Source organism: Bacillus sp. FSL K6-3154 (assembly GCF_040869395.1).
Classification (GTDB): Bacteria; Bacillota; Bacilli; order Bacillales; family Bacillaceae; genus Bacillus; species Bacillus safensis.
Map to the genome: position 1 here is coordinate 1,228,050 of NZ_CP152033.1, position 25,977 is coordinate 1,254,026.

Annotated in this window: 25 protein-coding genes; 16 read left to right on the forward strand and 9 right to left on the reverse strand. The window is 42.7% G+C overall.

Annotated features, from left to right (window positions below):
- Positions 1-2: 2 nt before the first annotated feature.
- Positions 3-1,400: a bifunctional glycosyltransferase family 2 protein/class I SAM-dependent methyltransferase gene (locus tag MHH61_RS06510; RefSeq protein ID WP_125586244.1), complete on the reverse strand. Its 1,398-nt coding sequence runs from the start codon at positions 1,398-1,400 to the stop codon at positions 3-5.
- Positions 1,401-1,536: 136 nt separating this feature from the next.
- Positions 1,537-2,901: a sugar porter family MFS transporter gene (locus MHH61_RS06515; protein WP_101676542.1), complete on the reverse strand. Its 1,365-nt coding sequence runs from the start codon at positions 2,899-2,901 to the stop codon at positions 1,537-1,539.
- Positions 2,902-3,159: 258 nt separating this feature from the next.
- Here MHH61_RS06515 and MHH61_RS06520 point away from each other — a divergent pair, with 258 nt between their 5' ends.
- Both MHH61_RS06520 and MHH61_RS06525 read left to right on the forward strand, forming a co-directional pair.
- Complete coding sequence (locus tag MHH61_RS06520) at positions 3,160-4,125, forward strand: LCP family protein (protein ID WP_025093927.1); 966 nt, start codon at positions 3,160-3,162, stop codon at positions 4,123-4,125.
- A 361-nt stretch (positions 4,126-4,486) separates the two neighbouring features.
- Positions 4,487-5,368, forward strand: coding sequence for a Cof-type HAD-IIB family hydrolase (locus tag MHH61_RS06525; protein WP_024426298.1), 882 nt, complete (start codon positions 4,487-4,489; stop codon positions 5,366-5,368).
- Positions 5,369-5,424: 56 nt separating this feature from the next.
- Here MHH61_RS06525 and MHH61_RS06530 read toward each other — a convergent pair whose 3' ends face one another.
- From MHH61_RS06530 to pgsB, 5 genes are all read right to left on the reverse strand, one after another.
- Positions 5,425-6,648: a C40 family peptidase gene (locus MHH61_RS06530; RefSeq protein WP_024426299.1), complete on the reverse strand. Its 1,224-nt coding sequence runs from the start codon at positions 6,646-6,648 to the stop codon at positions 5,425-5,427.
- Between the two features lie 108 nt (positions 6,649-6,756).
- The gene (locus MHH61_RS06535) at positions 6,757-6,927 is read right to left on the reverse strand and encodes a hypothetical protein (RefSeq protein WP_087976066.1); all 171 of its coding nucleotides are present in this window, start codon (positions 6,925-6,927) and stop codon (positions 6,757-6,759) included.
- Positions 6,924-8,090, reverse strand: coding sequence for a CapA family protein (locus tag MHH61_RS06540; RefSeq protein WP_024426300.1), 1,167 nt, complete (start codon positions 8,088-8,090; stop codon positions 6,924-6,926). Before MHH61_RS06540 ends, MHH61_RS06535 begins: the two co-directional genes overlap by 4 nt.
- Before the next feature lie 18 nt (positions 8,091-8,108).
- Positions 8,109-8,558: a poly-gamma-glutamate biosynthesis protein PgsC gene (pgsC, locus tag MHH61_RS06545; RefSeq protein WP_024426301.1), complete on the reverse strand. Its 450-nt coding sequence runs from the start codon at positions 8,556-8,558 to the stop codon at positions 8,109-8,111.
- A 15-nt stretch (positions 8,559-8,573) separates the two neighbouring features.
- Positions 8,574-9,755 carry a poly-gamma-glutamate synthase PgsB gene (gene pgsB, locus MHH61_RS06550; RefSeq protein ID WP_024423670.1) on the reverse strand — a complete coding sequence of 394 codons (1,182 nt, stop codon included), beginning with the start codon at positions 9,753-9,755 and terminating at the stop codon, positions 8,574-8,576.
- 746 nt (positions 9,756-10,501) lie between these two features.
- Between pgsB and MHH61_RS06555 the strand changes: the two genes are divergently transcribed.
- The 9 genes from MHH61_RS06555 (at position 10,502) to rbsB (ending at position 19,954) form a co-directional block, all read left to right on the forward strand.
- Positions 10,502-11,983, forward strand: a complete 1,482-nt coding sequence (locus MHH61_RS06555) for a spore germination protein (RefSeq protein WP_024426302.1) — start codon at positions 10,502-10,504, stop codon at positions 11,981-11,983.
- Positions 11,973-13,070 (forward strand): GerAB/ArcD/ProY family transporter, encoded by a 1,098-nt coding sequence (locus MHH61_RS06560; protein WP_024426303.1) that lies wholly within the window; start codon positions 11,973-11,975, stop codon positions 13,068-13,070. The genes MHH61_RS06555 and MHH61_RS06560 overlap by 11 nt, the downstream gene beginning before the upstream one ends.
- Positions 13,060-14,202 carry a Ger(x)C family spore germination protein gene (locus MHH61_RS06565; protein WP_024426304.1) on the forward strand — a complete coding sequence of 381 codons (1,143 nt, stop codon included), beginning with the start codon at positions 13,060-13,062 and terminating at the stop codon, positions 14,200-14,202. Before MHH61_RS06560 ends, MHH61_RS06565 begins: the two co-directional genes overlap by 11 nt.
- 118 nt (positions 14,203-14,320) lie before the next feature.
- Complete coding sequence (locus tag MHH61_RS06570; RefSeq protein WP_024423674.1) at positions 14,321-15,307, forward strand: LacI family DNA-binding transcriptional regulator; 987 nt, start codon at positions 14,321-14,323, stop codon at positions 15,305-15,307.
- Complete coding sequence (gene rbsK, locus MHH61_RS06575) at positions 15,304-16,182, forward strand: ribokinase (protein ID WP_125585897.1); 879 nt, start codon at positions 15,304-15,306, stop codon at positions 16,180-16,182. The genes MHH61_RS06570 and rbsK overlap by 4 nt, the downstream gene beginning before the upstream one ends.
- A complete protein-coding gene (gene rbsD / locus MHH61_RS06580) occupies positions 16,179-16,571 on the forward strand; it encodes a D-ribose pyranase (RefSeq protein WP_125585895.1) in 393 nt (130 codons plus the stop codon). The genes rbsK and rbsD overlap by 4 nt, the downstream gene beginning before the upstream one ends.
- Positions 16,572-16,586: 15 nt before the next feature.
- A complete protein-coding gene (locus MHH61_RS06585; RefSeq protein ID WP_125585893.1) occupies positions 16,587-18,068 on the forward strand; it encodes a sugar ABC transporter ATP-binding protein in 1,482 nt (493 codons plus the stop codon).
- Position 18,069: 1 nt separating this feature from the next.
- Positions 18,070-19,023: a ribose ABC transporter permease RbsC gene (gene rbsC, locus MHH61_RS06590; protein WP_024423678.1), complete on the forward strand. Its 954-nt coding sequence runs from the start codon at positions 18,070-18,072 to the stop codon at positions 19,021-19,023.
- Positions 19,024-19,036: 13 nt separating this feature from the next.
- Entirely contained in the window at positions 19,037-19,954 is a 918-nt protein-coding gene (rbsB, locus tag MHH61_RS06595) for a ribose ABC transporter substrate-binding protein RbsB (protein ID WP_024423679.1), read from the forward strand.
- A 36-nt stretch (positions 19,955-19,990) separates the two neighbouring features.
- Here rbsB and MHH61_RS06600 read toward each other — a convergent pair whose 3' ends face one another.
- On the reverse strand, positions 19,991-20,608 hold the full coding sequence (locus tag MHH61_RS06600; RefSeq protein WP_024423680.1) for a flavin reductase family protein: 618 nt from the start codon (positions 20,606-20,608) through the stop codon (positions 19,991-19,993).
- Between the two features lie 58 nt (positions 20,609-20,666).
- Positions 20,667-21,554: an acetoin biosynthesis transcriptional regulator AlsR gene (gene alsR / locus MHH61_RS06605; protein WP_024426309.1), complete on the reverse strand. Its 888-nt coding sequence runs from the start codon at positions 21,552-21,554 to the stop codon at positions 20,667-20,669.
- Positions 21,555-21,704: 150 nt separating this feature from the next.
- On the opposite strand from alsR, the gene alsS reads away from it, so the two are divergent.
- From alsS to MHH61_RS06630, 5 genes are all read left to right on the forward strand, one after another.
- A complete protein-coding gene (gene alsS / locus MHH61_RS06610) occupies positions 21,705-23,405 on the forward strand; it encodes an acetolactate synthase AlsS (protein WP_024426310.1) in 1,701 nt (566 codons plus the stop codon).
- A 35-nt stretch (positions 23,406-23,440) separates the two neighbouring features.
- A complete protein-coding gene (budA, locus tag MHH61_RS06615; protein ID WP_024423683.1) occupies positions 23,441-24,211 on the forward strand; it encodes an acetolactate decarboxylase in 771 nt (256 codons plus the stop codon).
- 152 nt (positions 24,212-24,363) lie between these two features.
- The gene (locus MHH61_RS06620) at positions 24,364-24,840 is read left to right on the forward strand and encodes an Lrp/AsnC family transcriptional regulator (protein ID WP_024426311.1); all 477 of its coding nucleotides are present in this window, start codon (positions 24,364-24,366) and stop codon (positions 24,838-24,840) included.
- Between the two features lie 46 nt (positions 24,841-24,886).
- Positions 24,887-25,438, forward strand: a complete 552-nt coding sequence (locus MHH61_RS06625; protein WP_051149970.1) for a chromate transporter — start codon at positions 24,887-24,889, stop codon at positions 25,436-25,438.
- The gene (locus MHH61_RS06630) at positions 25,438-25,974 is read left to right on the forward strand and encodes a chromate transporter (protein ID WP_024423686.1); all 537 of its coding nucleotides are present in this window, start codon (positions 25,438-25,440) and stop codon (positions 25,972-25,974) included. The genes MHH61_RS06625 and MHH61_RS06630 overlap by 1 nt, the downstream gene beginning before the upstream one ends.
- The last annotated feature ends 3 nt before the right edge of the window (positions 25,975-25,977 follow it).

A 25,977-nucleotide genomic window follows, 5' to 3' on the forward strand; every position in this document is an offset into this window, starting at 1 on the left:
GGTTATCCCAAAAGAGAGCCGCCTTTTTTACGTACGACAATGAGAAGCTGATACAAAGTCACTTGATCAGACAACGCTTTTGTTTGAAAGCCAAGTGATGCTCCTATTCTTGCCACTTCGTCAAAAAACAATTGGACGTTTTGATCAATCTGCACATTAATCCGCTGCTCGATCACGCGTTCAAATAATTGGTCTGGGAAAAGCGCACGCATGGTGTTTGGTGTGAAGAACCGCATATGGGTTCGGTCTAAGATTCCTACATCTTGATAAGTAAAATCACCTGTCATCAAAGGAAGAAGCACCTCTGCATGCATCATGTTAGGCAGGCAGCAAATGATGACGCCGCCTGGCTTTAAAGAGGCGTGCGCTTGCTCAATGATGTGCCAAGGATCTGACACATGCTCTAAAACATCTGAAAAAATGACCGCATCAAAAAAGGCCTCTTTTTCTGACCATGGGTATTCATCTGCATTTGCCTCGAAGACTTCTTCATAATACGCCTTTGCGACCGCTGCTTTTAATGTATCTGCCTCTACCCCGTACATGTGTACAGACTGCCGATTCATCAGTTCAAGCCCAGTTGCGCCAGCTCCGCACCCAACATCCAGCACGCGAGCAGCGTCCTCAGGGAGTAATTCCGCAAAATACGGATGAGGAGTGATCAAATTTAGATCTATGCCCCACTTATCTAAAAATCGAAGTCTATTCTCAGTAAACAGTGTAGAGATGTTCGTTTCTTGATTGGCATTGAAGGTAGCATGACCATGATGATGCACAAAGGAATCATGCACAATTTGCAGCTGATATCCTTTTAATAATGACCGCAAACATAGATCGTCATCCTCAAACGATCCATATACAAACCGCTCATCAAATAACCCCACATCCTCGATCAGCTTTCTTTTCACGAGCAAGCAAAACCCTACAAGCCGGTGCACATAAGTTCTCTGACCTTTTCTCTTAGACGTATACTCCTTAGCAAAGGCTGGGAGCTCCTTCACATCTGTATACGATGGCTGGACCATCTGAGGGCCGCTTACATAATTAGAGACGGGCCCCACCATCCCAATCTGTTCTGAAGCGAATAGCGCCTCTTTTAATGGAGGGAGCCAATTTTCCGTCACGATCGTGTCATTATTTAAAAAGAGAATGCTGTCTCCTGAAGCTTTTTTTGCCCCTTGATTACATCCCTTTGCAAAACCTTTATTCTCTTCATTATCAATGAAAATCACATCATCCAGCTCTCTTACATATTCCTTCGTGCCATCAGTTGACGCATTATCGACGACGATGAGTTCATATTGGCCGCTGTTCGTATGCTGTTTAATGCTCTCGATACATGTTTTCGTTAATTGCAGTTCGTTGTACGTCAGCATGACAATGCTTGTTTTCCCTTTCATCTCATTTCCACCTTTCACCCGCCTGTTCCATATGTATGTGATAGGCAGCACGTTCAGAAGATGAGGGAATGTCCTTTCTTGATTAAACGTTTGTTTAACATAGAAAAGCCAGCTGCACACAGCAGCTGGCCATTGTTCATACCGTTTTTCCTTCGCCACTTGCGACGGCACGATTTCTCTTTTTTAAATCTTCTTCGATTTCTTCAAGACTTTTCCCCTTCGTTTCGGTCACCAAGTATTTCACAAATAAGAAGGCGCCTACGCCAATGACCGCATAGATGAGGAAAAGATTACTGATACCAATCGCGCTTAATAAAGCTGGGAATGTCAGCGAGATGATTAAATTTCCTGTATGAAGAAGGAAGGTCGAGACACCTGTACCGATTCCCCTGACATGTACTGGGAACAGCTCTGGGAGCATCACCCAAACGACTGGCCCCCAGCTGACAGCAAAGATGACGATAAAGAGACCTAAACAAATAACGGTTGTCCATCCTGCAGCTGTTGAACCTTCAAAAAATCGGTTGACCACTGACAGGACAATTAAACTAAGGACCATTCCTGCATTCCCAAATAGGAGCAGCGCTTTACGCCCTACACGGTCAATGATTTTAATGGCAACAAACGTCATAATGACATTCACTGCACCAATTCCAACAGTTCCTAAAATCGCTGCTGAATTCCCAAAGCCAACACTTGTGAATGTTTTTGGTGCATAGTAAATGATCGTATTTGTACCGATGAACTGCTGCAGAAAGGCTAGGCCGACACCGGCAATCAATGCTGGGCGTACCCACGGCTCAAATAATTCCTTAAAACCGCCTTTCTCTTCACTTTCCGCCTTTTGAATATCTGAAATTTCTTCTTCCACTTCTTGCTTACTTTTTCTGAGTTGAGATAATATCTTCTTCGCACGGTCAGCCTGTCCGTGGACAAACAGCCAGCGAGGACTTTCGGGCATAAACAAAATCCCGAATAATAATAGAACAGAAGGAACAACTGCAATTCCAAGCATCAAGCGCCATGCCTCTGCATCTGCTAAAGCGTAGTTCACAATATAGGCAAGAAGAATACCAAATGTGATCATGAGCTGGTTTAAAGAGGACAGTGCCCCTCGTGATTCCTTTGGCGCAAGTTCAGATAAATATAATGGAACAATCGTTGTCGAGCACCCGACAGCGAGCCCTAGCACAATTCGGAATAAGACCATCACTTCTGTATTCGGTGCAAGAGCTGTACCAAATCCGCCGATAATAAACAAAATAGCTGCGGCGATGATGGCTTTTTTCCGCCCAAATTGGTCTGTCAGCTTTCCAGAAAGAGAGGAACCGAGCATCGCCCCGATTAAAATCGAGCTGACGACAAGCCCCTCTGTAAACGCATTTAAACCTAAATCCTCTTTCATAAATAAGATGGCGCCAGAGATGACACCTGTATCATAGCCATATAAAGCACCGCCAAGGGCGCCGAAGAAATAAAGCCATCCATTCCGATTTTTCATATACATAACCCCACTTTTGTCTCTGTACTCTTATGAAAAGTCATTTTCCTCACTTCCTGTCATTTCAAACATTTCGATGTTTTATGACAAATATATTTCATTTGTGTATCTTTGAAACTTTTTACGAGAAGAAAACGTCAATTAAGCGTTAGTGAAAAAAATGTCGCACTATATCCCGTTTTAAGGTATATTTGTTTTAGTTTGTAAGCAGAAAGAAGGACATCTTTACTATAAAATCATAGCGAGGGTTTAAAATATATGGATCAATCACGAAGTAAACGCAAAGGAAAAAAGCGTTTAAAACCATGGGTGAAAGTCACTCTTTTTATCATTAGTATTCTTTTACTGACAACTGCTTCAGTCACAGGCTATGCCTATTATAAAATAACAAATGCTGCCAAAAAGGCTCAAGTATCTCTTGATCGCGGCGCCCAATCTGTGAAACGGATTGAAGCATTCGATCCAGGAAAAGACAGCTTTTCTGTCTTGCTGCTTGGAATTGACAGCAGACCGGGCGAAACAGTGAAACAAGCACGAAGTGACGCAATGGTTTTGGCAACCATTAACCGCACAAATAAAACCGTTAAATTATTAAGCATTCCTAGGGACTCATACGTTAATATTCCAGGACACGGTTTTGATAAAATTACTCACGCACACGCATTTGGCGGTGCAGATTTAACAGTGAGCACAGTTGAAGATTTACTTGATATTCCGGTCGATTTTGTCATCCAAAGTAATTTCGTAGCGTTTAAAGAAATCGTCAACGAATTAAACGGTGTTCCTATTAACATCAAAGATGAGTATCTTGTGAAACAGATTAAAAAGGATACAAAAGGCAAGGTTGTGCTTCAAACTGGAACTCATACACTAGATGGTGATCAAGCGCTCGCATATGTGAGAACGAGAAAAGCAGATAGTGACTTAATGCGTGGGCAGCGACAAATGGAAGTGTTAAAAGCCATTTTTGATAAATCAAAATCATTAACGTCTATTCCGTCATACGACAATATCATTGATACACTCGGTGATAATGTATCAACCACCCTTTCTATGAAGGAGTTAGTCGGTCTTTTCCCGCTTCTGACTTCATTGAAATCGGTTGATACCATTCAGCTTAAAGGATCTGATTACCAGCCAAACGGCGTTTATTATTTCCAATTGGATCAAAACCAGCTGAACGAAGTAAAAACAGAATTGAAGAAGCAGCTTGAATTATCATAAATAAAAGCGTCCCTTTGGGGCGCTTTTAGATTGTTGACAAAGGGCTAAAATGATCTTGATTTTAGCCCTTTGTCTTCTTTTCAGCGTGATAGAAAACCTTTGCAATCTAGGAAGGGCGAGCACCGGAACAGAGCGAATTTGAGATTCGTGAGTACCGGAGCGCAGACCTGACACGGAGTGCGAGGGTTTGTCTACACGCTGGAAGCGTCCCTAAGGGGCGCTTTTTCTTATTTCCTTGATCATTCACTCATTTTTGTTTAGCCTTGATAGAGAGGAATCAACCTTCCTTTTTTATGAGAATGAAGAAAATCGTACATACTTTGAAGAGGCTATTGCATGAATGAAGGAGGATTTGACAGCGATGAAAAAAATGATTGCGATTGATTTAGACGGTACACTCTTAAATACAAAAAGTGAAATATCCGCTCAAAACCGTGAGGCATTGATTCGTGCAAAGGAAGCTGGATATATTGTGACCATCTGTACAGGGCGGGCAACTTTTGATGTAAAGGAGCTGCTTGGTGATTTGGACATCCCCATTATTGCGGCAAACGGCGGGACTGTCCATACAGAAGGATACGAACTCTTCAGCCGTATCACATTGGACCAAGAAGCGGGCAAGCGGGCTGCAAAGGCATTAGTGGAACGAAACATTTACTTTGAAGTCTATACAGATGATGCTCTCCTCTCTCCTTTTGATGGAAAAGAGAAGCTGAAAGCAGAATTTGATCTGATCAAAAGCGCAAACCCAAATGAGGATCTCGCTGATCTATGGGAAGGAGCCATGACGCAATTTAAACAATTTGGCATCAAACCAGTAGATGATATCCGTGAGATTTTTGAGTCGAACGAACCGACCTATAAATTACTCTGCTTCTCTTTTGATATGAACAAACTGAACGAAGCACGAAATCTTCTGGCAGAGATGCCCGAGCTTTCATTGACCTCGTCTGGAAAGCATATTATTGAGGTGCTGCCAAAAGAGTCTGGAAAAGGACATGCCCTGAAAAAGCTCGCAGCCCATTATGGTGTAGACCGCTCACATATTTATGCAATTGGTGACAGCCCAAACGACCTTTCTATGTTTGAAGAAGCAGGCCACCGCATTGCAATGGGGAATGCTGTTGATGTCATTAAAGAAAAGAGCACCTTCATCACAAAAGGAAATCATGAAGACGGTGTCGCTTATTTTATTGATCTTCTTTTACAAAATCAATTCCATGAAAAAAAGACGCTTGTCTGATCAGCGCCTATAGAGAAGTTCAGAAGTCCGATACAAGTATTGATCGGGCTTTTTCTTTATTTTTTGATTCTAACAGCCGTTTCATATTTGTCCTTCCAGTACGTACTTGTTTTCATATTGGTTAAGACAACACCGTTTGAGACAGTCACATGAATGACTTGATTGGATCCTGCATATATCGCCGGCATCAATGATGTTCCGCTGAAGAAGACAAGATCTCCCGGCTGAAGTTCAGAACGTTTCACAGGTGTACCTGCTTTGACTTGACCTGATGCATAGCGGGGCAGCTCAATGCCAAGCACTTCTTGATACACGTACTGCGTGAACCCTGCTGTATCAAATCCTCCCTTTGGGTTCGTACCGCCTTTGACATAAGGGACTTCACCAATATACGTAGCGGCTTTTGATACGATAGGGTCCTCTTTCGCAAGCTCCAGATCTGTTAACCGTTTTGCACCTGTCCATTTCTCGCGCCAATACGATTCAGACAAATAAGAAATTGTCACACTTTCAGAACGGCTCGCATGAATAAAGCGGTCGCCTCCAATATACATACCTACATGAGAAATTCCGGGCTTATATGTGTTGCTAAAAAAGACAAAATCCCCAGGGCGGATATCGTCTAATGCCACTTTTTCTCCAACGATCCACTGCTGTTCAGCACTTCGAGGTAAATAGATTCCAAGTGATTTTTCAAATAAATACTGTAAAAATCCTGAGCAGTCGAATCCAGTCTTTGGATCTGCTCCTCCAAATTCATAAGGAATTCCTAAATAGGTCAGCGCATCTTTCACAAGAGGATCATCAGAAATTTCTTGCGTGCCGGGCAGGCGTTTGACCGCATAAAATCGGTCTGTCCAATATTTGCTTTTGCTGACATCTGTTTTCACCACACCTTGACTAAGCGTGATGTGGATGACCTGATTGTTCCCCGCGTACAACGCCACATGTGTTGGGATATCCTTTGTTTCTTCAAGGCTTCGGAAATACACAAGGTCACCGGGCTGCGCTTTATCCCATGATACCTTTTTTCCAATCTGATATTGGTCGATTACCTTCCGCGGCAAATCAAATGTTTCGGATGTCTTGTACACATATTGAATAAACCCAGATGCATCAAAGCCCGTTTTTGGATCGGTTCCTCCTTTATGATAAGGTGTTCCAATCAGCTTTTCCGCTTGCTCCAAAAGAGATGGTGTTTGAGCAGATACCGCTGATTGAGACATGAACATCAGCCCTACAAGCGCACACCCTCCTATCAATATTCCTTTCCATTTCATGATCTTTTCCCTCCAATCTTCTATAGTTTCGGCATGACACCTTTCATTTTACACCCTTTTTCGACAAAAAAAGAGCACGCGATGTGCGTGCCCTTTATCCTTTTTAGGTTATTTACCTGCTTCCGCTTTTGACTGCTTTTGCTGTTCAATTTTCTGCATTTCAACCGAAATCTTTTGTTTTTCGTGATCTGTCAGACTGTCACTAAATTTAAAAGCAGACATAAAGACAAAGACTAAAATTAACGCAACAAACGGCCAGCTTGCTTTTAGGAATTTCATTTCTTCTCTTTCCCTCCGTTTTCTTTTAAGTTTTTAACTTTATCAGCGTGATCTACTTCAAAGAAAATGTGTCCGTCTTTTTCTTTCCAATCCGCATTCGTTCCATTGGTCAGCATACGGATAATGGCTTTTGATTCTAGAGATCCTGCTTTTACTGGAGCAGGTGTTGCTTCTTTGATGTACATTGGGACAACTTCAAATGTCGCTTTTCCATCTTCATTCAGATGATACTGAACAAGTGCAGAATCACGTGTTCTTGACCAGCCTTGGTCAAAAATAAAGTTGCCTAGGCTATAGAAAATCGCTGTTCCGTTATAGACTTCCATTGGTTCAAGGACGTGCGGATGAGCACCGATAATGATATCAGCTCCGGCCTTAGACATCGCTCTTGCCAATTCTCTTTGTCTGTCGTTTACTTCATTGTTGTACTCCTGTCCCCAGTGAGCATGAACAACGACGAGATCTGCCTTTTCAGCAGCCTGCGAAATCATCGGAATAAAGATAGATGGATCGGCTGGCAGAATACCCGCCTGGCGATTCGTTGCTTTGAAATCTTTCCCATACACATCTGTAAAACCAAGTGTAGCAATTTTGACACCATTTACTTCTTTGTACGAAATGTTCTGCTTCGCATCTTGGAGGTTACGACCTGCACCTGTATAATCCATGCCATTTTGTTCAAAGGCATTGATCGTGTTGTTCAGCCCTTTTTCACCATAGTCTGCCGCATGGTTATTCGCAAAGTTTAAGACAGAGAAATTTAAATCCTTCAACGCTTGGACAGAATCTTCATCTGTTTTTAAATGAATATTCTTTTGGGCTGCCTGTTCCTTATCTGATGCAACAGGATGCTCAAAGTTACCTGTCACATAATCTGACACATCAAAATATGGCTTGGCATAACGAAAGAGATGCTCTTTTCCATAGCGTTCTGTTACTTTCTCTACGTTTCTTCCAAACATAATGTCACCGACAAACGAAGCGGTCAGGATGTTTTCTGGATTCTTTTGTACAGTTGGCACTTGTGCTTTCCCGATAAACGTAAATAGAAATGTACAAGCAATGACGATCGGTAAAGCAATGAGTACGTGTTTATTCGTCTTTTTCTTTTGATTCTTTGTGATTTTCAGCAGCTTTTCCTGAAAGCTCAATTTTTTATTCATCATTGGACACACCTTATCTTAAAATAGATAGTAAACATACATGATGGCAAATGTTGCACCACTTAGAAGTAACGTGCTTCCAAGGGTAATTGTAAGACCTTGCTTTTGAATTGTATTTGCAATCAATCCAGGGACGATGATTCCGATTCCGCGGAATTCTGCTATTTCAAATGGGACCACTGGATAGAAGAAATCAAATATCAGCTTTAAGGCAATCCCTGTAATCAGCATCGCAGCAAACTTTCTGCGTCCGTATAAAATCATGAATTTTGATAAGCCAAAGCGAACGATCACATACGTAAGCAAGCTGACAGATAAGACGATTAAAATGAAGACTGGCTGGTTAAATACGAGTGCCAGATAACCCGGGACAACAAGTCCAGCTGGTACGATTCCTGTTTTTTCTGCAAAGATTAAACTAAGTAGAACACCTAAAATTAACGAGATATAAAGATCTGATCCGAACATTTTCTATATTTCCTCCTAGCTGACAAGCTGCTTAATTTTGTATTCTTGAATTTTTTCGATTAACGGTTCAGCGGCACCATGGATATTGCCGACTCCATAAACCACTCGATTATGAAGCTTTTTCTCAAGCATATTCATAATTTCTTCTGTAGATTGATATTCAAGGTTGTGTAAGTGGTCAGCCGGAATTTTCCCTTCCTCATATGCCTTCACAATTGGATCAGTTGTTTCACCAATTAAGACAAGGTCACTTGCTTCAATATATGGAAGTACATCCTCCGCAAACTGGATCGTTCTATCTACCCGATCCGCACGGCAGTTCATAATAATAATCGGTTCATCTGTTGGATATCCAATTTCTTTCACACGCTTCCAAATGTTCAATGTAGATGCTGCGTCATTTGCCGCAAATCCATTTACAAAGTGTCCAGGTGTTTTCGCGTCCATTAATGGGAGAATTCTCATCGCTCCTGGATCAGGCGGCGCATTTAACATTCCTCTGAATGCCGTATCTTCATCAATCCCTAATGCTTGGGCAACCCCAAGTGCAAGTGAAGCATTATCTGGGAAAACCATGTACTCAAATTTCCGCAAAAACTCATCAGAAATCTTGGAATTATCCGCAACAATGACTTCTGTGTTGCGTTTTTTCGCAATCTCTTTAAAGAAATCTGTATATTCACTATCCGTAATAACCAAGTGTCCATTGTAAGGAATTGTCGCTGTAAAGGCTTCTGCTATTTCATCAAGTGTCGGCCCCATAACGTCCATATGGTCTTCAAGAACGTTTACGATCACGCCAATATTTGCTTGAAGCAGCTCTTCCTGAAAGATAATTTGGTAATCTGGATTTACCGCCATACATTCACTGACGATGGCATTTGCTCCTCTTTCAACTGTTTCTCTCATAACTTCTTTCTGCTCTCCGATATTCGGTCCTTGCGGTTTCCTTTTAATCGGTTTCTCCTCTGGCGTATCCCAATAAATCATTCTTGCATCCGTTCCCGTTGTTTTACCGACAGTTTTATAACCTGCCTCCATTAAGATACCGGTTGTCAATCTTGTGACGGTAGACTTTCCGCGAATACCATTAATATTGACGCGCACCGGCAGGGCATCGATATTTTTCTGATGACGCTTCTTTTCAATAAAGCCAATCCCTAACATGATGACACAGGCTATAACGATTAACCACATCGCTATCTACATCTCCTTTTTTTATGAGTGTGATATGTAAATTCAATCAACAGTATATCTGTTCAGCATAAAATCACAATCGGTATTATGTAACATAATCTTTCACTTCCTCGTATGCCAAATTCCTCTAATCAGAAGGCTTTTTTGCCTACCCATCCTTTAAATGAAAAGGCCAAAAGGCGGACAAAAATCAATCTGAATTTCTGCTGAATTCATGAGAAAGCGTTACCATCAATGATCCGAAAATCTTTTGTCCTTTTCTCCCTAAATTTTTTGACAATTATTAAGATGTATTTTGAATCAATGTTTTAAAGCCCGCTCTTCTCTATAACATCAGTCATATCAGCGCTTTAAATGAATAGTGCGTGTTTTAGAATATTTTATATTTTTGAACGAACAGGTTAGAAAGTCATTCTCATTGGTCAGATTGCTATGTGTTGGCCTATGACAAAGGTCACCTCTAAAAAAATCAAGTCATCTGCTTATTTTTAGGTCACGAAAAATTGGGATAAGATGTAAAATTTTGATCATTTAGGTGTACCTTCTCTTTACGAGATTCGCACCTTATGACCTAAACAATGAAACATTATTCATTTGTTTTTATCAAGATTCATCATTTCTTAACATTTTTAATGTGAATTTAGTTGAAAGTTGTCAGCTTATGGCATGCTTTCCCCAAAGGAGACGAATAAAATCCGCTTCTCCGCTTACACTATGGGTAAAAAATCTGTGAGAGGAGGCTAAAGATGCCAAACACCAATGAGCAGACACGCCTGCATTTTTTATCAGGCAGCTTCGAAGAAAAAATCCGTATCCTAAAAAAAACATTTCAGCAAAGCGGCGATTTTGAATATCGAGAGTTAATGGTGAATGAAACAAAATCTGTGCTGTTCTTTATTAAAACAAGAATTGATGAAGGCAAATTAAATGATTTCATTATCGGTAACTTATTAGGCTCTCCTGGAAAGCAGAATTATATAAAGTCTCTTAGCACACTTGAAACAGGCGACTTGACGCTGATCACAGACAGTATTATTGCTGGAAGTATTGCCTTTCTTGATGAAAACTCCTCGCAAATCAAGCTGTTTGCTGTCGGACAGCCGCCGCTGCGCTCTATTACTGAACCGTCTTCTGAAAGTATTATCGCGGGTGCACATGATGGTTTTGTTGAAAGTCTTGATACCAATATCTACTTACTGCGTTCGCATTTAAATGATCGGAAGCTTGCCATTCAATATCATAAGGTCGGTACAAAATCGGAAACAAAGCTTGCAACGGTTTATATATCTGATATTGCCAATCAAGAAAAGGTCGAAGAAGTCAACAGACGGATTTCTTCTATTAAAGTAGACACACTGATAAGTCCTGGCTCTATCGTTGAGGCAATTGAGGAAGATTCATATTCTATTTTCCCGCAGCTGATTGATACAGAACGTCCGGACAAGGTAAGATCTGCAATTCTTGAAGGCAGAATAGTCGTACTCATGGATGGCAGTCCAATGGCCATTATTCTGCCTATCACGTTCTTTAGTTTTTTTCAGTCGCCAGATGATTATAACAGCCGCTGGATTCCTGCTACGTTTATTCGTATTCTTCGTTATCTTGCCTGCATCATCGCAGTCATATTGCCATCTTTTTATATTGCTGTTATTGCGTTTCATTATGAGGTTGTCCCAGATGAACTAGCTATTACGATGAAGAACTCTATTATTGGCATTCCCTTTCCTCCATTGATTGAGGCTATGCTGATGGAGATCACAATTGAACTTATACGTGAGGCTGGGGTGCGTCTGCCTAAACCTATCGGGCAGACCATTGGCATCGTAGGAGGTTTGGTTATTGGGGATGCGGTTGTACAAGCAGGACTTATTTCGAATGTCCAAGTGATTGTAGTCGCTGTGACGGCTGTCGCTTCATTTGTACTTCCGTCGTTTGAAATGACGTCCACCATCAGGATGCTTCGTTTCCCGCTCATGTTTATGGCATCGATGTTTGGATTTATTGGCATTTCATTTGGGCTCGCCATTATTCTCATGAATTTATGCCGCCTAGAATCACTAGGGGTGCCATATTTATCACCTGTTGCTCCATTTAACTGGCAGGACTTAAAAGATACTGTGGTTCGACTCCCAATGTGGATGTACAAAAACCGCCCTGTTTATTTAAATCCGCAAAAGAACAAACAAATTGAACAACTGAGAGGGTGGAAAAAGAAAAATGAAAAATAAAATATCTCCACCTCAAGCTGTTTTTTTTATCATCCAATCTCAAATTGGTGTTGGTATTTTAGCGCTCCCCCATTTGCTAATGAAAGACATGGGACACGATGGCTGGATGGCAATAATTGTCGCGTGTTTTTTTATCCAAATCATCAATACCATTTTTCTTTATATCATTTACAAGTATCCAGAAACGTCATTTTTCCAAGCGCTGATTGAGGTCTTTGGAAAATGGATTGGACGCGCCTTGGTCGTGCTCTATACGGTATACTTTGCCTCGGTCTGCATCGTAGTCCTTTCTATATTCACAAGGATTCTTGGCATATGGGTGCTCCCGCTCACACCAAACTGGGTGATTAACCTATTACTGATGATATGCATTATCTATATCTCAAAGGAGCAAATTACAGCCATTGTCAGGTTTAACTTTATCTTAACTCCCTTTTTGCTTATGCTCTCTCTATTGATGTTCTATTCATTGAAAGGAACCAATATTGATTACCTTCTGCCTTTTTTCCAAACAGATATTTCTCAATTTCAGCTTGGATTGAAGGACGTGGTGCTGTCATTGAATGGATTTGAGATGATTTTAATCATCTCTCCACTGATGAAGGGCACCATTAAGGAACGATATAAAGTGATGACCATTTCAAATATATGCACGACGCTTTACTACCTATTTATTACATTAATTTGTTTTATGTTTTTCAGCCCAGCTGAGCTTGATGTTATCCCGAATCCTGTTTTGTATCTATTAAAAACCATTACATTCGGTGTCATTGAGCGCACGGATTTAATTTTTCTAAGCTTTTGGGTCTTTGTCATTTTAGCCACACTGAGTAATTATCTGTACTTTTGTGCAAATGGTGTGTCCAGTATGCTGAAGAAAAAAAATCACAAAAAATATGTCTACTATTTTGCCATTTTGATTTATGCTGCAAGCTGTTTTCTTTCAACTGATAACTTTAGAATTCAGCGCTTCAATGACTTTACCACCGTTGCACAATATTCATTTATATACACACTTCCGATCATGATGGCCGTTATCATCTTTATCAAACACCGCAAAAAGAAGGTGAAATCACATGCATCATAGGTACATGTTGACACTGCTTATGTGTGTTTCCCTCATTTTCATGCCTGGCTGCTGGGATCAAAACCTATTAAAAGACATCTCGCTCGTATTAACTTCAGCTGTTGATCAAGGAGAGGATGACAATGCGAGATATTCGATTACCTATCGAAAGGTGCAGCAGTCTCAAAGTATGCAGCAAGGGAATTCTGGCAGCTATTTAACCACTGTTCTCACAACCGATGCGCCTACTTTAAGAAAAGCAAGAAGCAACTTTAGCCGAAGTGTAGACCAAAAAATTGATATGTCGAAAATGAGGGTCCTGCTGATCGGTGATGAATTTGCCCAAAACCGGCTGCTCCCTTACTTAGATATGTTTTATCGCGATCCCAAAAGCCCTTTGCTCGCAAACTTGGCAGTGGTGCAAGGCGGGAGCTGTGTGGACTTAATCAATTCTCTGCTCAAGGAAAAACTCATTGTGAGCGACTATTTAAACAACCTGATCACTTCTGCATCACGCTCCTCACAAGTTGCACCTAAGAACATTCAAAATATCCGGTCCAAAATGCTGCAAACCGGCGAGGATTTCACACTGCCATTACTCTACTACGATAAATCGAAAAAGTTAACGAGTGTAAGGGGGGTCGCCTTATTTGATAATGAGAAAAAGAAAGGTGAACTTTATGCGCAAGATGCCATTCTGCTCACCATCATGGATGGAAAAATGGGCAGTTATGCAAACTTCACAAAAAAAGTAAGAAGTGATATGAAATCAAAGGAGAACAATTACATCAGCATTCAAGTTACCGATACAAAGAGAGACATTAAAATCGTCAATCCTGATCATCGAAACGTAACCTTCTCTCTTGAGTTTGAATTCAATACCTCTATTATTGAATATCCGAAAGATAATTTAGATACAGACAAGAAAATTAAAATGTTAAATAAAAGGCTGTCAGCTATTTTGACTAAAGACGCCGAAAGAGTCATTGCGGCCCTGCAAGAAGCAAATTCTGACGTCCTAAGCCTTGGCAGAAAATATAGGGTAAAACACTATGATGAATATATGAAAATGAACTGGGTCACCGATTATCCGAAGGTGAAAATCATTCCAAAAGTGAAAGTGAACATTACACAAACAGGTATTATTAGTTAAGAAAAGGAAGAAGCCTTCTTTCTTTTCTTTTTTTTATTTTTTTTAGATTGTCATTTCGATGCTTTCGTGATAATCTATGTGTGTAAACGGTTACACATTCATGAAGGGAGGCTCTCCATTGGCTACAATTAAAGATGTCGCAAAAGCTGCACAAGTGTCTGTTGCCACTGTTTCACGCGTGCTCAATGATACTGGATATGTTCATTCAGATACGAAAACTCGCGTGACGCAAGCGATGCAGGAGTTGAACTACTTTCCCAATGAAGTGGCTAGATCCCTTTTCAAAAGAGAATCACGCTTAATCGGCTTAATCTTGCCTGATATCACAAACCCCTTCTTTCCTCAGCTTGCTAGAGGCGTTGAGGATGAGATTCATGCGCACGGTTTTCGGTTATTATTCGGAAACAGTGATGAAGATCGAGAGAAAGAAATGGCATACTTGCAAACCTTTAAACAAAATCAAGTGGTCGGTGTCATCGCGGTCACAAATGAACCTGAGTCAGATATATACAATGATGATGATCTGCCTGTTGTGTTTTTAGATCGAACGGTTCCACATGCACCTTCTGTTTTTGCAGATGCTGCAGCTGGCGGGAAAATGGCGGCAATGGAATTAATCAGACGCGGCAGCCGGCAGATCACACTGTTAAAAGGACCTGCCCATCTGCAAACAGCGCGGCAGCGATTCAAAGGCGCACTCGATGTTCTCACGGAAACAGGTGTCGACTTTCATGTGATGTCTAATGCTTCCTTTTCCTTTCAAGAAGCTCGAAAAAGTGCCAAGGCCCTTTTCCAGCTGTACCCTGAAACTGATGGGATCATTGCCAGCAACGATATCGTCGCAACAGCGGTCATCCATGAAGCGCTTCGAATCGGAAAAGCGATTCCAGGAGACGTTCAAATCATTGGATTTGATGATATTCCGCAAAGTGAGCTGCTCTTCCCTTCCCTATCGACCATAAGGCAGCCCGCCTATGAGATGGGAAAAGAAGCGGCACAGCTGTTAATCAAAGCGATTCAGAAACAACCGATAGATCAACCAGTTATTCAAATGCCCGTCTCTTTTATTGAACGAGAGACCACAAGAAAGGTGGATTCACAATGAGTCATATTGTTGTAGTAGGAAGCTGTTCAATGGATTTAGTCGTCACTTCAGATAAACGGCCAAATGCCGGTGAAACGGTTTTAGGCGAATCGTTTAAAACGGTCCCAGGCGGGAAAGGTGCCAATCAGGCAGTCGCAAGCGCCAGACTCGGTGCAGATGTATATATGGTCGGCCGAGTTGGTGATGATGCTTATGGCCATGATATTCTCAGCAATTTACAAGCACAAGGTGTCCGCATCTCATATATGAAACCGGTTACCGAAATGGAGAGCGGCACAGCTCATATCATTTTAGCAGAAGGTGATAACAGCATTGTAGTGGTCAAAGGGGCAAATGACGAGGTTACTCCTGACTATGTAAGTGATGCTCTTTCTACAATTGATGATATTGGGATGGTTCTCATCCAGCAGGAAATACCTGAAGAAACGGTCGAAGCGGTCTGCGCCATTTGCAGTGAAAAAGAAATCCCTGTCATTTTAAACCCTGCACCAGCCCGTAAAGTATCGAAGCAGGTTTTAGATCAGGCTGCTTACATTACACCGAATGAACATGAAGCTGTTCTGATGTTTGATGGTCTGCCAATTGAAGATGCCTTGCGTCAATACCCTAACAAATTATTAATCACAGAAGGAAAAAATGGGGTTCGATATTTTGATGGAACGAAAGACGTGTTGGTTCCAGGCGTTCCTGTCGAAACAGTCGATACAACAGGGGCTGGCGATACCTTTAACGGAGCCTTGGCTGTCGCTCTAACAGAAGGCAAATCCCTCTATGACGCACTTGCCTTTGCCAACCTTGCAGCATCAATGTCCGTCACAAAGTTTGGCGCACAAGGCGGCATGCCAACAAGAGAAGAATTGGAGAAAAAGAAATGAAAAAAAACGGCATCCTAAACAGCCATATCGCCAAGGTGCTTGCTGACCTTGGCCACACAGATACAATCGTCATCGCAGACTGTGGTCTCCCTATCCCAGAAGGTCCAGTCAAAATCGACCTGGCATTATCAATCGGCACACCATCCTTTCAGGAGGTCACCTCCCTCCTTCTTCAGGAAATGGCCGTTGAAAACATCACTGTAGCTAGTGAAATCAAAGAAGCCAATGAACGAGATCATTTATTTCTTAGGAAAGCGCTCTCAAAACCGTTACATGAAGTAGACCACGAGACGTTCAAAGACATGACCAAACAGGCAAAAGCAGTCATTCGAACGGGTGAAGCCACCCCATACGCAAACTGCATTCTTCATGCCGGTGTCATCTTTTAAAAGGAGGAGCCAGATATGAACATAGAGATGCATAACATCCATAAGGCTTTTGGAAAAAACACCGTTCTCTCCGGGGTCTCCTTTGACCTCGTAACAGGTGAAGTCCACGCACTCATGGGTGAAAATGGTGCGGGAAAATCAACTTTAATGAATCTGCTTACAGGTCTTTATTCTTTAGATCAAGGAACGATACAAATCGACGGAAAAGAAACCGCTTTCAAAAATCCGAAGGAAGCGGAGCAGCACGGCATCGCCTTCATTCATCAGGAGCTCAACATATGGCCGGATATGACCGTCTTGGAGAACCTATTCATCGGGAAAGAAATCTATACGAAACTCGGACTGCTAGATACTAAGAAAATGAAGACCCTCGCCCAAACGCAGCTGGACCGTTTGTCTGTGAATCTCTCACTTGAACAAGAGGCAGGCAGCTGTTCTGTTGGACAAAAACAGATGATTGAGATTGCAAAAGCATTAATGACCGATGCAAAGGTCATCATCATGGATGAGCCGACAGCAGCTCTTACGGAACGGGAAATCGAGAAGCTCTTCCAGGTCATTGAATCTCTCAAAAAAGAAGGCGCTTCCATAGTCTATATTTCTCACCGTATGGAGGAAATCTTTGCAATCTGTGACCGGATTACGATCATGCGTGATGGGAAAACGGTCGATACGAAAGCCATACCTGAAACGAATTTCCATGAAGTCGTCAAAAAAATGGTCGGCCGTGAATTGACAGATCGATATCCTGAGCGAACGCCTTCTACAGGAGACATTGTCCTTGAGGTGAAACAAGCAACGAGAAAAGGACAATTTCAAGATATCAGCTTCTCAGTTAAAGCTGGAGAAATCGTTGGTGTTGCAGGCTTAATGGGTGCTGGCCGGACCGAAATGATGCGGTCGCTCTTTGGTCTTGATCCTCTTGATCAAGGAGAAATATGGGTTCATGGAAAAAAGGCTGTTATTAAAAAACCAAGTGATGCCGTCAAGCTCGGCATCGGCTTTATCACAGAGGATCGCAAGGATGAAGGATTGATGCTTGATGCATCCATCCGAGAAAACATCGGTCTGCCAAACTTAAAAAGCTTCTCTCCAAAGGGACTGATTGATAAGAAAACAGAACAGGATTTTGTCGACCTTCTCATCAAACGACTGACGATAAAAACGGCTTCCTCTGACATCTCTGCCCGAAGCCTGTCTGGTGGAAATCAGCAAAAAGTCGTCATCGCCAAATGGATCGGCATACAGCCGAAGGTATTGATTTTAGATGAACCGACACGAGGCGTAGACGTCGGAGCGAAACGAGAAATCTATCAGTTAATGAATGAGCTGACCGATCGAGGCGTTGCCATTTTAATGGTCTCCTCTGAACTCCCAGAGATACTCGGGATGAGCGACCGGGTGCTCGTCATTCATGAAGGAACCATCAGCGGAGAATTAGACAAAGCAGAAGCAACGCAGGAACGAATTATGACACTAGCTACAGGAGGGAAGTAACATGAAACCACTTACTTCAAATGGACGATTTGATCACATCATGCAAAAGCTTGGGCCATTCTTAGGACTCATCATCCTTGTCGCCATTGTTTCTATTTTAAACCCAGCCTTTTTAGAGCCATTAAACATCTTAAACTTACTGAGACAAATCTCCATTAATGCCCTCATTGCCTTTGGCATGACGTTTGTTATTTTAACTGGAGGTATTGATTTATCAGTCGGTGCTATTCTTGCACTGTCCAGTGCCCTGACTGCCGGCTTTATCGTTTCTGGCATGGATCCGATTTTAGCCATTATCGTCGGCTGTATCATCGGTGCCGTTCTTGGGATGATCAACGGTCTTTTAATCACAAAAGGCAAGATGGCTCCATTTATCGCAACGCTTGCCACGATGACAATTTTCAGAGGTTTGACACTCGTTTATACAGACGGAAACCCGATTACTGGGCTTGGCTCTAACTATGCATTTCAGTTATTCGGCCGCGGATATTTCTTAGGCATTCCTGTTCCAGCGATCACGATGCTTCTCACCTTTATCGTACTTTGGGTACTGCTTCATAAAACACCTTTCGGCAGAAGAACATATGCCATCGGCGGGAATGAAAAGGCGGCTCTCATCTCAGGAATCAAAGTACCACGCGTGAAAATTATGATCTATTCATTAGCAGGCTTCATGTCTGCCTTAGCAGGTGCGATCTTAACATCTCGCCTAAATTCAGCGCAGCCAACAGCTGGTACGTCCTATGAGCTTGATGCCATTGCTGCCGTCGTACTTGGCGGGACAAGCCTGTCCGGCGGAAGAGGACGAATTGTCGGCACACTCATCGGGGTGCTCATTATCGGTGTCCTGAACAATGGTATGAACTTACTTGGCGTTTCATCATTCTATCAATCTGTTGTGAAAGGGATTGTCATCTTGATTGCAGTCCTATTAGACAGAAAGAAATCTGCTTAAGGAGGCAGCCGCTATGAAAAAATATCTTATTCTCATCCTGACTCTCTCATTGTTCATGCTTTCTGCCTGCTCACTTGAACCGCCGGAGTGGGCCAAGTCATCAAAGGATGGCAAGAAAAAGGACATCAAAATTGGGCTGTCGATCTCGACGTTAAATAACCCATTCTTCGTTTCTCTGAAAAACGGTGTGACAAAAGAAGCGAAAAAGCTAGGCATTGAAGTCGTGATTGCAGATGCACAAAATGATTCAGCTAAACAAACAAGTGATGTTGAAGACCTTATTCAGCAAGGCGTCGACGCATTGCTCATCAACCCAGCGGATTCATCTGCCATATCAACCGCTGTCGAATCAGCAAACGCTTCTGATATACCTGTCATCACATTAGACCGCTCAGCCGAAAGTGGAAAGGTAGAAGCACTTGTCGCCTCAGATAACGTCAAAGGCGGAGAAATGGCAGCTAAATTTATCATTGACAAGGTTGGCAAAGGAGCAAAAGTCGCTGAATTAGAAGGCGTACCAGGCGCTTCCGCTACACGTGAGCGTGGAAAAGGATTCCATCAAATAGCGGATAAAGATTTAAAAGTGACAGCAAAACAAGCTGCTGACTTTGACCGGACAAAAGGACTGAATGTCATGGAAAACCTCCTTCAAGGAAACCCTGACATCAAAGCCGTTTTTGCCCACAATGATGAAATGGCACTTGGCGCACTAGAAGCGATACAAAGCTCTGGGAAAGACATTCTTGTCGTTGGCTTTGACGGCAACGAAGATGCACTCAGCTCAATCAAAGCAGGAAAGCTCTCTGCAACAGTTGCGCAGCAGCCAGAGCTGATCGGTCAACTGGCAGTCGGTGCTGCAAACGACGTATTAAAAGGGAAAAAGGTACAAAAGAACATCGCAGCTCCACTCAAACTAGAACAGAAGAAATAAACAGAAAACCCCCGATTTCCCTCGGGGGTTTTCCTATTACTGTGGTCTTTTCAGCACAAATGACGTGCCTAAATGGGCATAATCATTACCTGCTAGGCGAGCAACTGGTTTCAGTTCATTAGTAGAAACATAGCCTTTTTCTGCATCATAAACACCCTCATCTAAATGTGCACATACAACCCGGCCAATGATATGATCAACTGTGATCTCCCCTTCATCATTTTGAAAGGTCAGATGTTTTTCCAGCTGACATTCAAAACGAATGCGCGCTTCCTTGATTCCCGGCACTGAAATGACATGACTCTCTACTTGATGAAGTCCGGTGCGATCCAGCTCACTCTCTTCCCGAGGCAATGTAGCAGCTGTTTCATTAATATCTTCTATCATGTCTTCATCACTCACATGGACGACAAACTCTTCCCTGTCAATGATATGCTGCGCAGTATCTTTCATCTGACCATCACGTCGTCCGATAGAAACCGCAATGAGCGGCGGGTGTCCGCTGATGACATTAAAGAAACTAAATGGTGCGGCATTGACAACATCTTCTTTAGACAGACTTGTAATAAACGCTATCGGTCTTGGAACGATAGAACCAGATAATAATTTATATGCCTCTTTTCGTGACAGCTGATCCATTTGCAATGTAATCAATTCGGTACGCCTCCTTTTAATGTAACGACATCATACCATAACCCGTTCCCTATACATCTTATTCCAGCTCGGTGCGATGCAGGATATGGTGAACAAGATGAAATAAAGCAGGATTATGATTTTCCCGTCTATAGGAAATCGTCCATTCCGCCAGAAGCTGTTCATCCTCAATGGCCCGATATACAACATCCAGATTAAATAAACGCCGGGCTGATTTTGGAATCACTGCAATACCGATCCCTGCTGTGACGAGGCCAATGATCATTTGATATTCCGCCGCTTCCTGCACGATATTTGGAGAAAACCCGTACTTTTCACATAGCAGGACAAAGTGCTGATAAAGAGACGGCCATGATTCCTGTGATAAAGAAATAATCGGTTCATGACGGATATCTTCAATCGCGACCGTCTCTTTATTAGCCAATCGATGATTTTTTGGAATCGCAAAAATACATTCACTCTGCTTCATCAAACGACTGACTAGCTCTTCATGCGGCGATGTAGGATGTAAAAAACCGATATCAATCTCACCATTTAACAGTGCCTCTAGCTGCTGCGGAACAGAAAGCTGCTGCAATTCAATACTGACAGAGGGATACAGCTCCCTGAATTCACGTACAACGGGCGGCAGAATATCGTACGTCGCCGTTCCAACAAAACCTATGATGATTTTCCCCAGCTCTCCTCTTGCTGTATGACGGGCATGATCAACGGCTTTATCAAGCTGCTGCAGCACTCCCCGAACCTCATGTAAAAAGACCTTTCCAGCTGCTGTTAGCTCCACCACCCTCTTCGACCGGTGAAATAAAGGAAAACCCAATTCTTCCTCAAACTGCTTAATTTGCTGACTAAGTGGAGGCTGTGTCATATTCAACCGCGCGGCTGCTCTGCCAAAATGCAGCTCCTCCGCTACTGTGACAAAATACTGCAAATGTCTCAGTTCCATCCTTTCACTCCTCACACACTTATTCGTGAAACATATCAAAACCACGTTAAACATATATTGGAAAATTTATTTTATGAAATGTATAGTAAATCATATCATGAAAATATATTTTCATAAAAAATTTTACTTGCCGAAAGGAGTGCGGGGTAAATGAAATCTCAAGCACAACCCCTAACAAGACGAGGAGCAGAGTTGATTGTTGATACGCTGATTGCTCAAGGTGTGACCCATGTTTTTGCGATTCCAGGTGCAAAAATTGACGCTGTATTTGATGTATTAAAAGACAGAGGTCCAGAGCTTGTCCTATGCAGACACGAACAAAATGCAGCCTTTATGGCAGCTGCTGTCGGACGATTAACCGGCAAACCAGGTGTTTGTCTTGTCACATCAGGTCCTGGTGCATCTAATTTAGCAACAGGTCTATTAACAGCCAATACAGAAGGTGATCCTGTTGTCGCAATCGCCGGAAACGTCATTCGTGCAGATCGTCTGAAACGAACACATCAATCACTCGACAATGCGGCATTATTCAAACCAGTCACAAAATATAGCGTTGAAGTACAAGACGTTCATAATATACCAGAAGCATTAACGAATGCTTTTCGCGCGGCACAAAAAGGGCAGGCTGGAGCAGCATTTATCAGCTTTCCACAAGATGTCGTGACAGAACACACCACACAAACACCAGTGTCTGCTCACCCTTCTCCAGAATTAGGTCCTGCACCAGATGCTCTCATCAGTTCGGCTATCGCCAAAATTCAAAATGCACACTTACCTATTGCGATTGTGGGAATGAAAGCTAGTCGTCCAGCTGCTGCAAATGCCACAAGAGCATTATTAAAAACACTTGGTATCCCATTTGTTGAAACGTATCAAGGAGCCGGCGTTCTCTCAAGAGAGCTCGAGTCTCAATATGTAGGCAGAATCGGCTTATTCCGTAATCAGCCGGGTGATCTTCTCATTGAACATGCAGATGTCCTTTTGACCATTGGCTTTGATCCAATTGAATATGATCCGAAGCATTGGAATCTTCAGCCGCAGCAGCGTCAGATCATCCATGTTGATGACATGCAGGCAGATATTGACCATTTTTATGAGCCAGCTCTTGAGCTTGTAGGCAATATTTCTGAAACCGTCAAACATCTAGCGCATGACAGTGTTCCCCTTTCTCTAAGCAAAGAGAACATAGAATTCGTCACTGAATTACAGGAACTATTAAGCGACATCGAAAAGACACCAGAAAGAGAAAGTCATCGATCTCACCCTCTGGATGTCATTCATACATTGAGACGTCTGATTCCTGATGACACGAAGGTCACGTGTGATATCGGATCTCACGCGATTTGGATGTCCCGTCACTTCCGCGTCTATGAACCGAACTCATTCCTGGTGAGTAACGGCATGCAAACATTAGGCGTCGCATTACCATGGGCAATTGCGGCTTCTATCATGAATCCAGATGAAAAGATTATCTCGGTCTCAGGTGATGGCGGTTTTCTCTTCTCCGCAATGGAGCTAGAAACAGCAGTCCGGAAGAAAACAAACCTCGTTCACCTTGTTTGGAACGACAGCACATACGACATGGTCGCGTTCCAGCAGGAAATGAAATATGACCGTACATCCTGCGTTGAATTCGGGCAGATCGATTTAGTGAAATATGCGGAAAGCTTTGGAGCGACTGGACTAAGGGTCAACTCACCTGAGGAGCTTTCAACCGTCCTTCAAAAGGGTATAAACATAGAAGGACCCGTGATTATTGATATTCCGATTGACTATCAAGACAACCCTGACCTCGCCAGTCAAAAATGGCCAGAAGTCTTTCGCAAAAAACATGCAATGAACGTTAGATAAGACTTCGATACATTACATTAAAGGAGTGAGCGGTTATGGGTATGATGCACCCAATGAATCAACAGAATGACACAAGACAGCATGACAAACAGCAAGAGGTCTATCAAGTATCGACAATGACCTCCCTGCTGGAAGCCGTATATGATGGAGATTTCTCCCTCGCACATATTCCTGAACACGGTGATTTTGGCATCGGTACATTCAATCAATTAGATGGAGAACTGATCGGCTTTGACGGCGCATTCTACCGGCTGCGCTCGGACGGAACAGCGACACCGGTCACCAATCAAGATTATTCACCATTCTGCTCTCTAGCATTCTTTGAAACAGATATCGTTCATCGAATTGATGCACCTATGACGTCTAAAGAACTTGAAGAAGAAATCGACCGCATTTTACCAAGTAAAAATATCTTTTATGCGGTCCGCATTGATGGATCATTCAAAAAGGTTCAAACACGTACGGTTGAAAAACAGGAAAAACCTTACGTTCCAATGGTAGAAGCAGTCAAGTCTCAGCCTATTTTCGACTTCGAGGATATTCAAGGCACGATCGCAGGCTTCCGTACACCGCAGTATGCACATGGCATTGCGGTGAGTGGATATCATCTTCATTTTATTGATGAAGATCGAAGTGTTGGCGGACACGTATTTGATTACACCGTTGATCAAGTCACCATCCGCATTTCTCAAAAACGCCATATGAATTTACACCTGCCAAATACGCAGGAATTCTTCCAAGCAGACATTGATCGTGCTGATCTTGCACAGCAAATTGCCAGTGCAGAAAGCAGCCCGGATCAATAAATGAAGACACCCCGATGAGATCGGGGTGTTTTTTTATGCACAAAGATGTTTTCTCGCACGTAATGTTTTCGTTTCGATACCAAAATAGAAATCATCCATTCTATTCGTAATAAAATATGATAGAATATCAACAGAAGAAAGGTGGTTATACGGTGTCAAAAGACTATAGCATTCCAAACCTAACATTAGACGAAAGAGATAAACAAATTTTATCCCTATTACACGAGGATGGGCGCATGTCTTATACAGATCTCGGCAAACAGGTCGGTCTGTCACGTGTTGCCGTACAAGCCCGCATTCAGCAGCTCATTGAAGCAGGAGTCATTGAACGATTCACCGCTGTAATTAACCCCGCGAAGGTCGGCATTCATGTCTCTGTCTTCTTTAATGTAGAGGTAGAGCCGAAATTTTTAGAAGCGGTAGCCCTTCAGCTTGAAAAGGAAACGGCTGTCACAAGCCTTTACCACATGACAGGACCAAGCAAGCTGCATATGCATGGCATTTTTCAACATGAACAGGAAATGGAGACTTTCCTGACAAAAAAGCTATACCCGCTAGAAGGCGTTGTCAGTGTGGACTGCCAAATGCTCATTAAACGATACAAAAGCCGCATGGGCATGAAATTGTAGACAGGAGTTGAACCACTTGCAATCATATATCGAACTCACTATCGCTATGGTGCGAACCGGTATTCTCGGTTTTGGCGGAGGCCCTTCCGTCATACCGCTTATTCGCCATGAAGCGGTGGTGAAATACCAATGGATCAACGATGACGAATTCGGAGAAACACTCGCCATCGCCAATGCATTACCAGGCCCGATCGCTACGAAAATGTCAGCATACCTCGGCTATCGATTAAAGGGCGTATCTGGCGCAATTGTCGCCACAGCTGCTCATATTTTACCAACATGTCTCGCCATGGTAGCCCTTGTCACACTTGTCAGCGTCTTAAGCTCCTCACAAATCATTCAAAATATGATTGGCGCTGTGACCCCTGTCATTGCCGTTCTGCTCGGCATCATGGCATATGAGTTTGGACAAAAAGCGCTGAAAGGCTTCGGCATGATCTTCGGGATCGTTCTATTTCTTCTTGCCTTTATTGGGCTGCAAGTGCTGTCCATTCATCCAGGAATTATTGTCATGATCTTTTTACTTTATGGCGCCTTTCATTTTAAACTGAAAAATCGCTGGAATCGGCCAAATAAAGAGAAAGGAGTGTCTTCATGATGCTGATTCTCTTTTTATTCTGGGCATTCTTTTTATCCAATCTATTAGGATATGGCGGTGGCCCTGCATCCATCCCGCTCAATTATGAAGAAATCGTCAATCATTTTCATTGGATGACGAACGAAGGATTCTCCAATATGCTGGCTTTAGCCAATGCACTGCCGGGGCCAATCGCTACGAAGATTGCAGCATATGTCGGCTATGACGTCATGGGCTGGCCAGGCTTTATCGTGGCACTGCTTGCAACTGTCCTGCCATCCGCTGTTGGGCTGATTTTATTGCTCAAGCTGATTGACCGCTTTCGTCAATCTCCCGTCGTAAAAGGCATGACCTTATCCGTTCAGCCTGTCATTGCGATGATGATGCTTTTATTAACATGGGAAATCGGCGGAGATGCTGTGAAAGCCATCGGCTGGACGCAATCGCTCGCCATTGCTGCGATCTCCTTTTTCTTGATGACCAAATTCAAGCTGCACCCTGCTTTTCTGATTGTGGCTGCATTTTTATATGGCGGATTCATTCTGCCGCATTCATAAAAA

Excerpts from the sequence above, each read along its gene's own strand:
- MHH61_RS06510 (WP_125586244.1), bottom strand. The coding sequence starts at position 1,400 with ATGAAAGGGAAAACAAGCATTGTCATGCTGACGTACAACGAACTGCAA.
- MHH61_RS06515 (WP_101676542.1), bottom strand. The coding sequence starts at position 2,901 with ATGAAAAATCGGAATGGATGGCTTTATTTCTTCGGCGCCCTTGGCGGT.
- MHH61_RS06520 (WP_025093927.1), top strand. The coding sequence starts at position 3,160 with ATGGATCAATCACGAAGTAAACGCAAAGGAAAAAAGCGTTTAAAACCA.
- MHH61_RS06525 (WP_024426298.1), top strand. The coding sequence starts at position 4,487 with ATGAAAAAAATGATTGCGATTGATTTAGACGGTACACTCTTAAATACA.
- MHH61_RS06530 (WP_024426299.1), bottom strand. The coding sequence starts at position 6,648 with ATGAAATGGAAAGGAATATTGATAGGAGGGTGTGCGCTTGTAGGGCTG.
- MHH61_RS06535 (WP_087976066.1), bottom strand. The coding sequence starts at position 6,927 with ATGAAATTCCTAAAAGCAAGCTGGCCGTTTGTTGCGTTAATTTTAGTC.
- MHH61_RS06540 (WP_024426300.1), bottom strand. The coding sequence starts at position 8,090 with ATGAATAAAAAATTGAGCTTTCAGGAAAAGCTGCTGAAAATCACAAAG.
- pgsC (WP_024426301.1), bottom strand. The coding sequence starts at position 8,558 with ATGTTCGGATCAGATCTTTATATCTCGTTAATTTTAGGTGTTCTACTT.
- pgsB (WP_024423670.1), bottom strand. The coding sequence starts at position 9,755 with ATGTGGTTAATCGTTATAGCCTGTGTCATCATGTTAGGGATTGGCTTT.
- MHH61_RS06555 (WP_024426302.1), top strand. The coding sequence starts at position 10,502 with ATGCCAAACACCAATGAGCAGACACGCCTGCATTTTTTATCAGGCAGC.
- MHH61_RS06560 (WP_024426303.1), top strand. The coding sequence starts at position 11,973 with ATGAAAAATAAAATATCTCCACCTCAAGCTGTTTTTTTTATCATCCAA.
- MHH61_RS06565 (WP_024426304.1), top strand. The coding sequence starts at position 13,060 with ATGCATCATAGGTACATGTTGACACTGCTTATGTGTGTTTCCCTCATT.
- rbsK (WP_125585897.1), top strand. The coding sequence starts at position 15,304 with ATGAGTCATATTGTTGTAGTAGGAAGCTGTTCAATGGATTTAGTCGTC.
- rbsD (WP_125585895.1), top strand. The coding sequence starts at position 16,179 with ATGAAAAAAAACGGCATCCTAAACAGCCATATCGCCAAGGTGCTTGCT.
- MHH61_RS06585 (WP_125585893.1), top strand. The coding sequence starts at position 16,587 with ATGAACATAGAGATGCATAACATCCATAAGGCTTTTGGAAAAAACACC.
- rbsC (WP_024423678.1), top strand. The coding sequence starts at position 18,070 with ATGAAACCACTTACTTCAAATGGACGATTTGATCACATCATGCAAAAG.
- rbsB (WP_024423679.1), top strand. The coding sequence starts at position 19,037 with ATGAAAAAATATCTTATTCTCATCCTGACTCTCTCATTGTTCATGCTT.
- alsR (WP_024426309.1), bottom strand. The coding sequence starts at position 21,554 with ATGGAACTGAGACATTTGCAGTATTTTGTCACAGTAGCGGAGGAGCTG.
- alsS (WP_024426310.1), top strand. The coding sequence starts at position 21,705 with ATGAAATCTCAAGCACAACCCCTAACAAGACGAGGAGCAGAGTTGATT.
- budA (WP_024423683.1), top strand. The coding sequence starts at position 23,441 with ATGGGTATGATGCACCCAATGAATCAACAGAATGACACAAGACAGCAT.
- MHH61_RS06625 (WP_051149970.1), top strand. The coding sequence starts at position 24,887 with ATGGTGCGAACCGGTATTCTCGGTTTTGGCGGAGGCCCTTCCGTCATA.
- MHH61_RS06630 (WP_024423686.1), top strand. The coding sequence starts at position 25,438 with ATGCTGATTCTCTTTTTATTCTGGGCATTCTTTTTATCCAATCTATTA.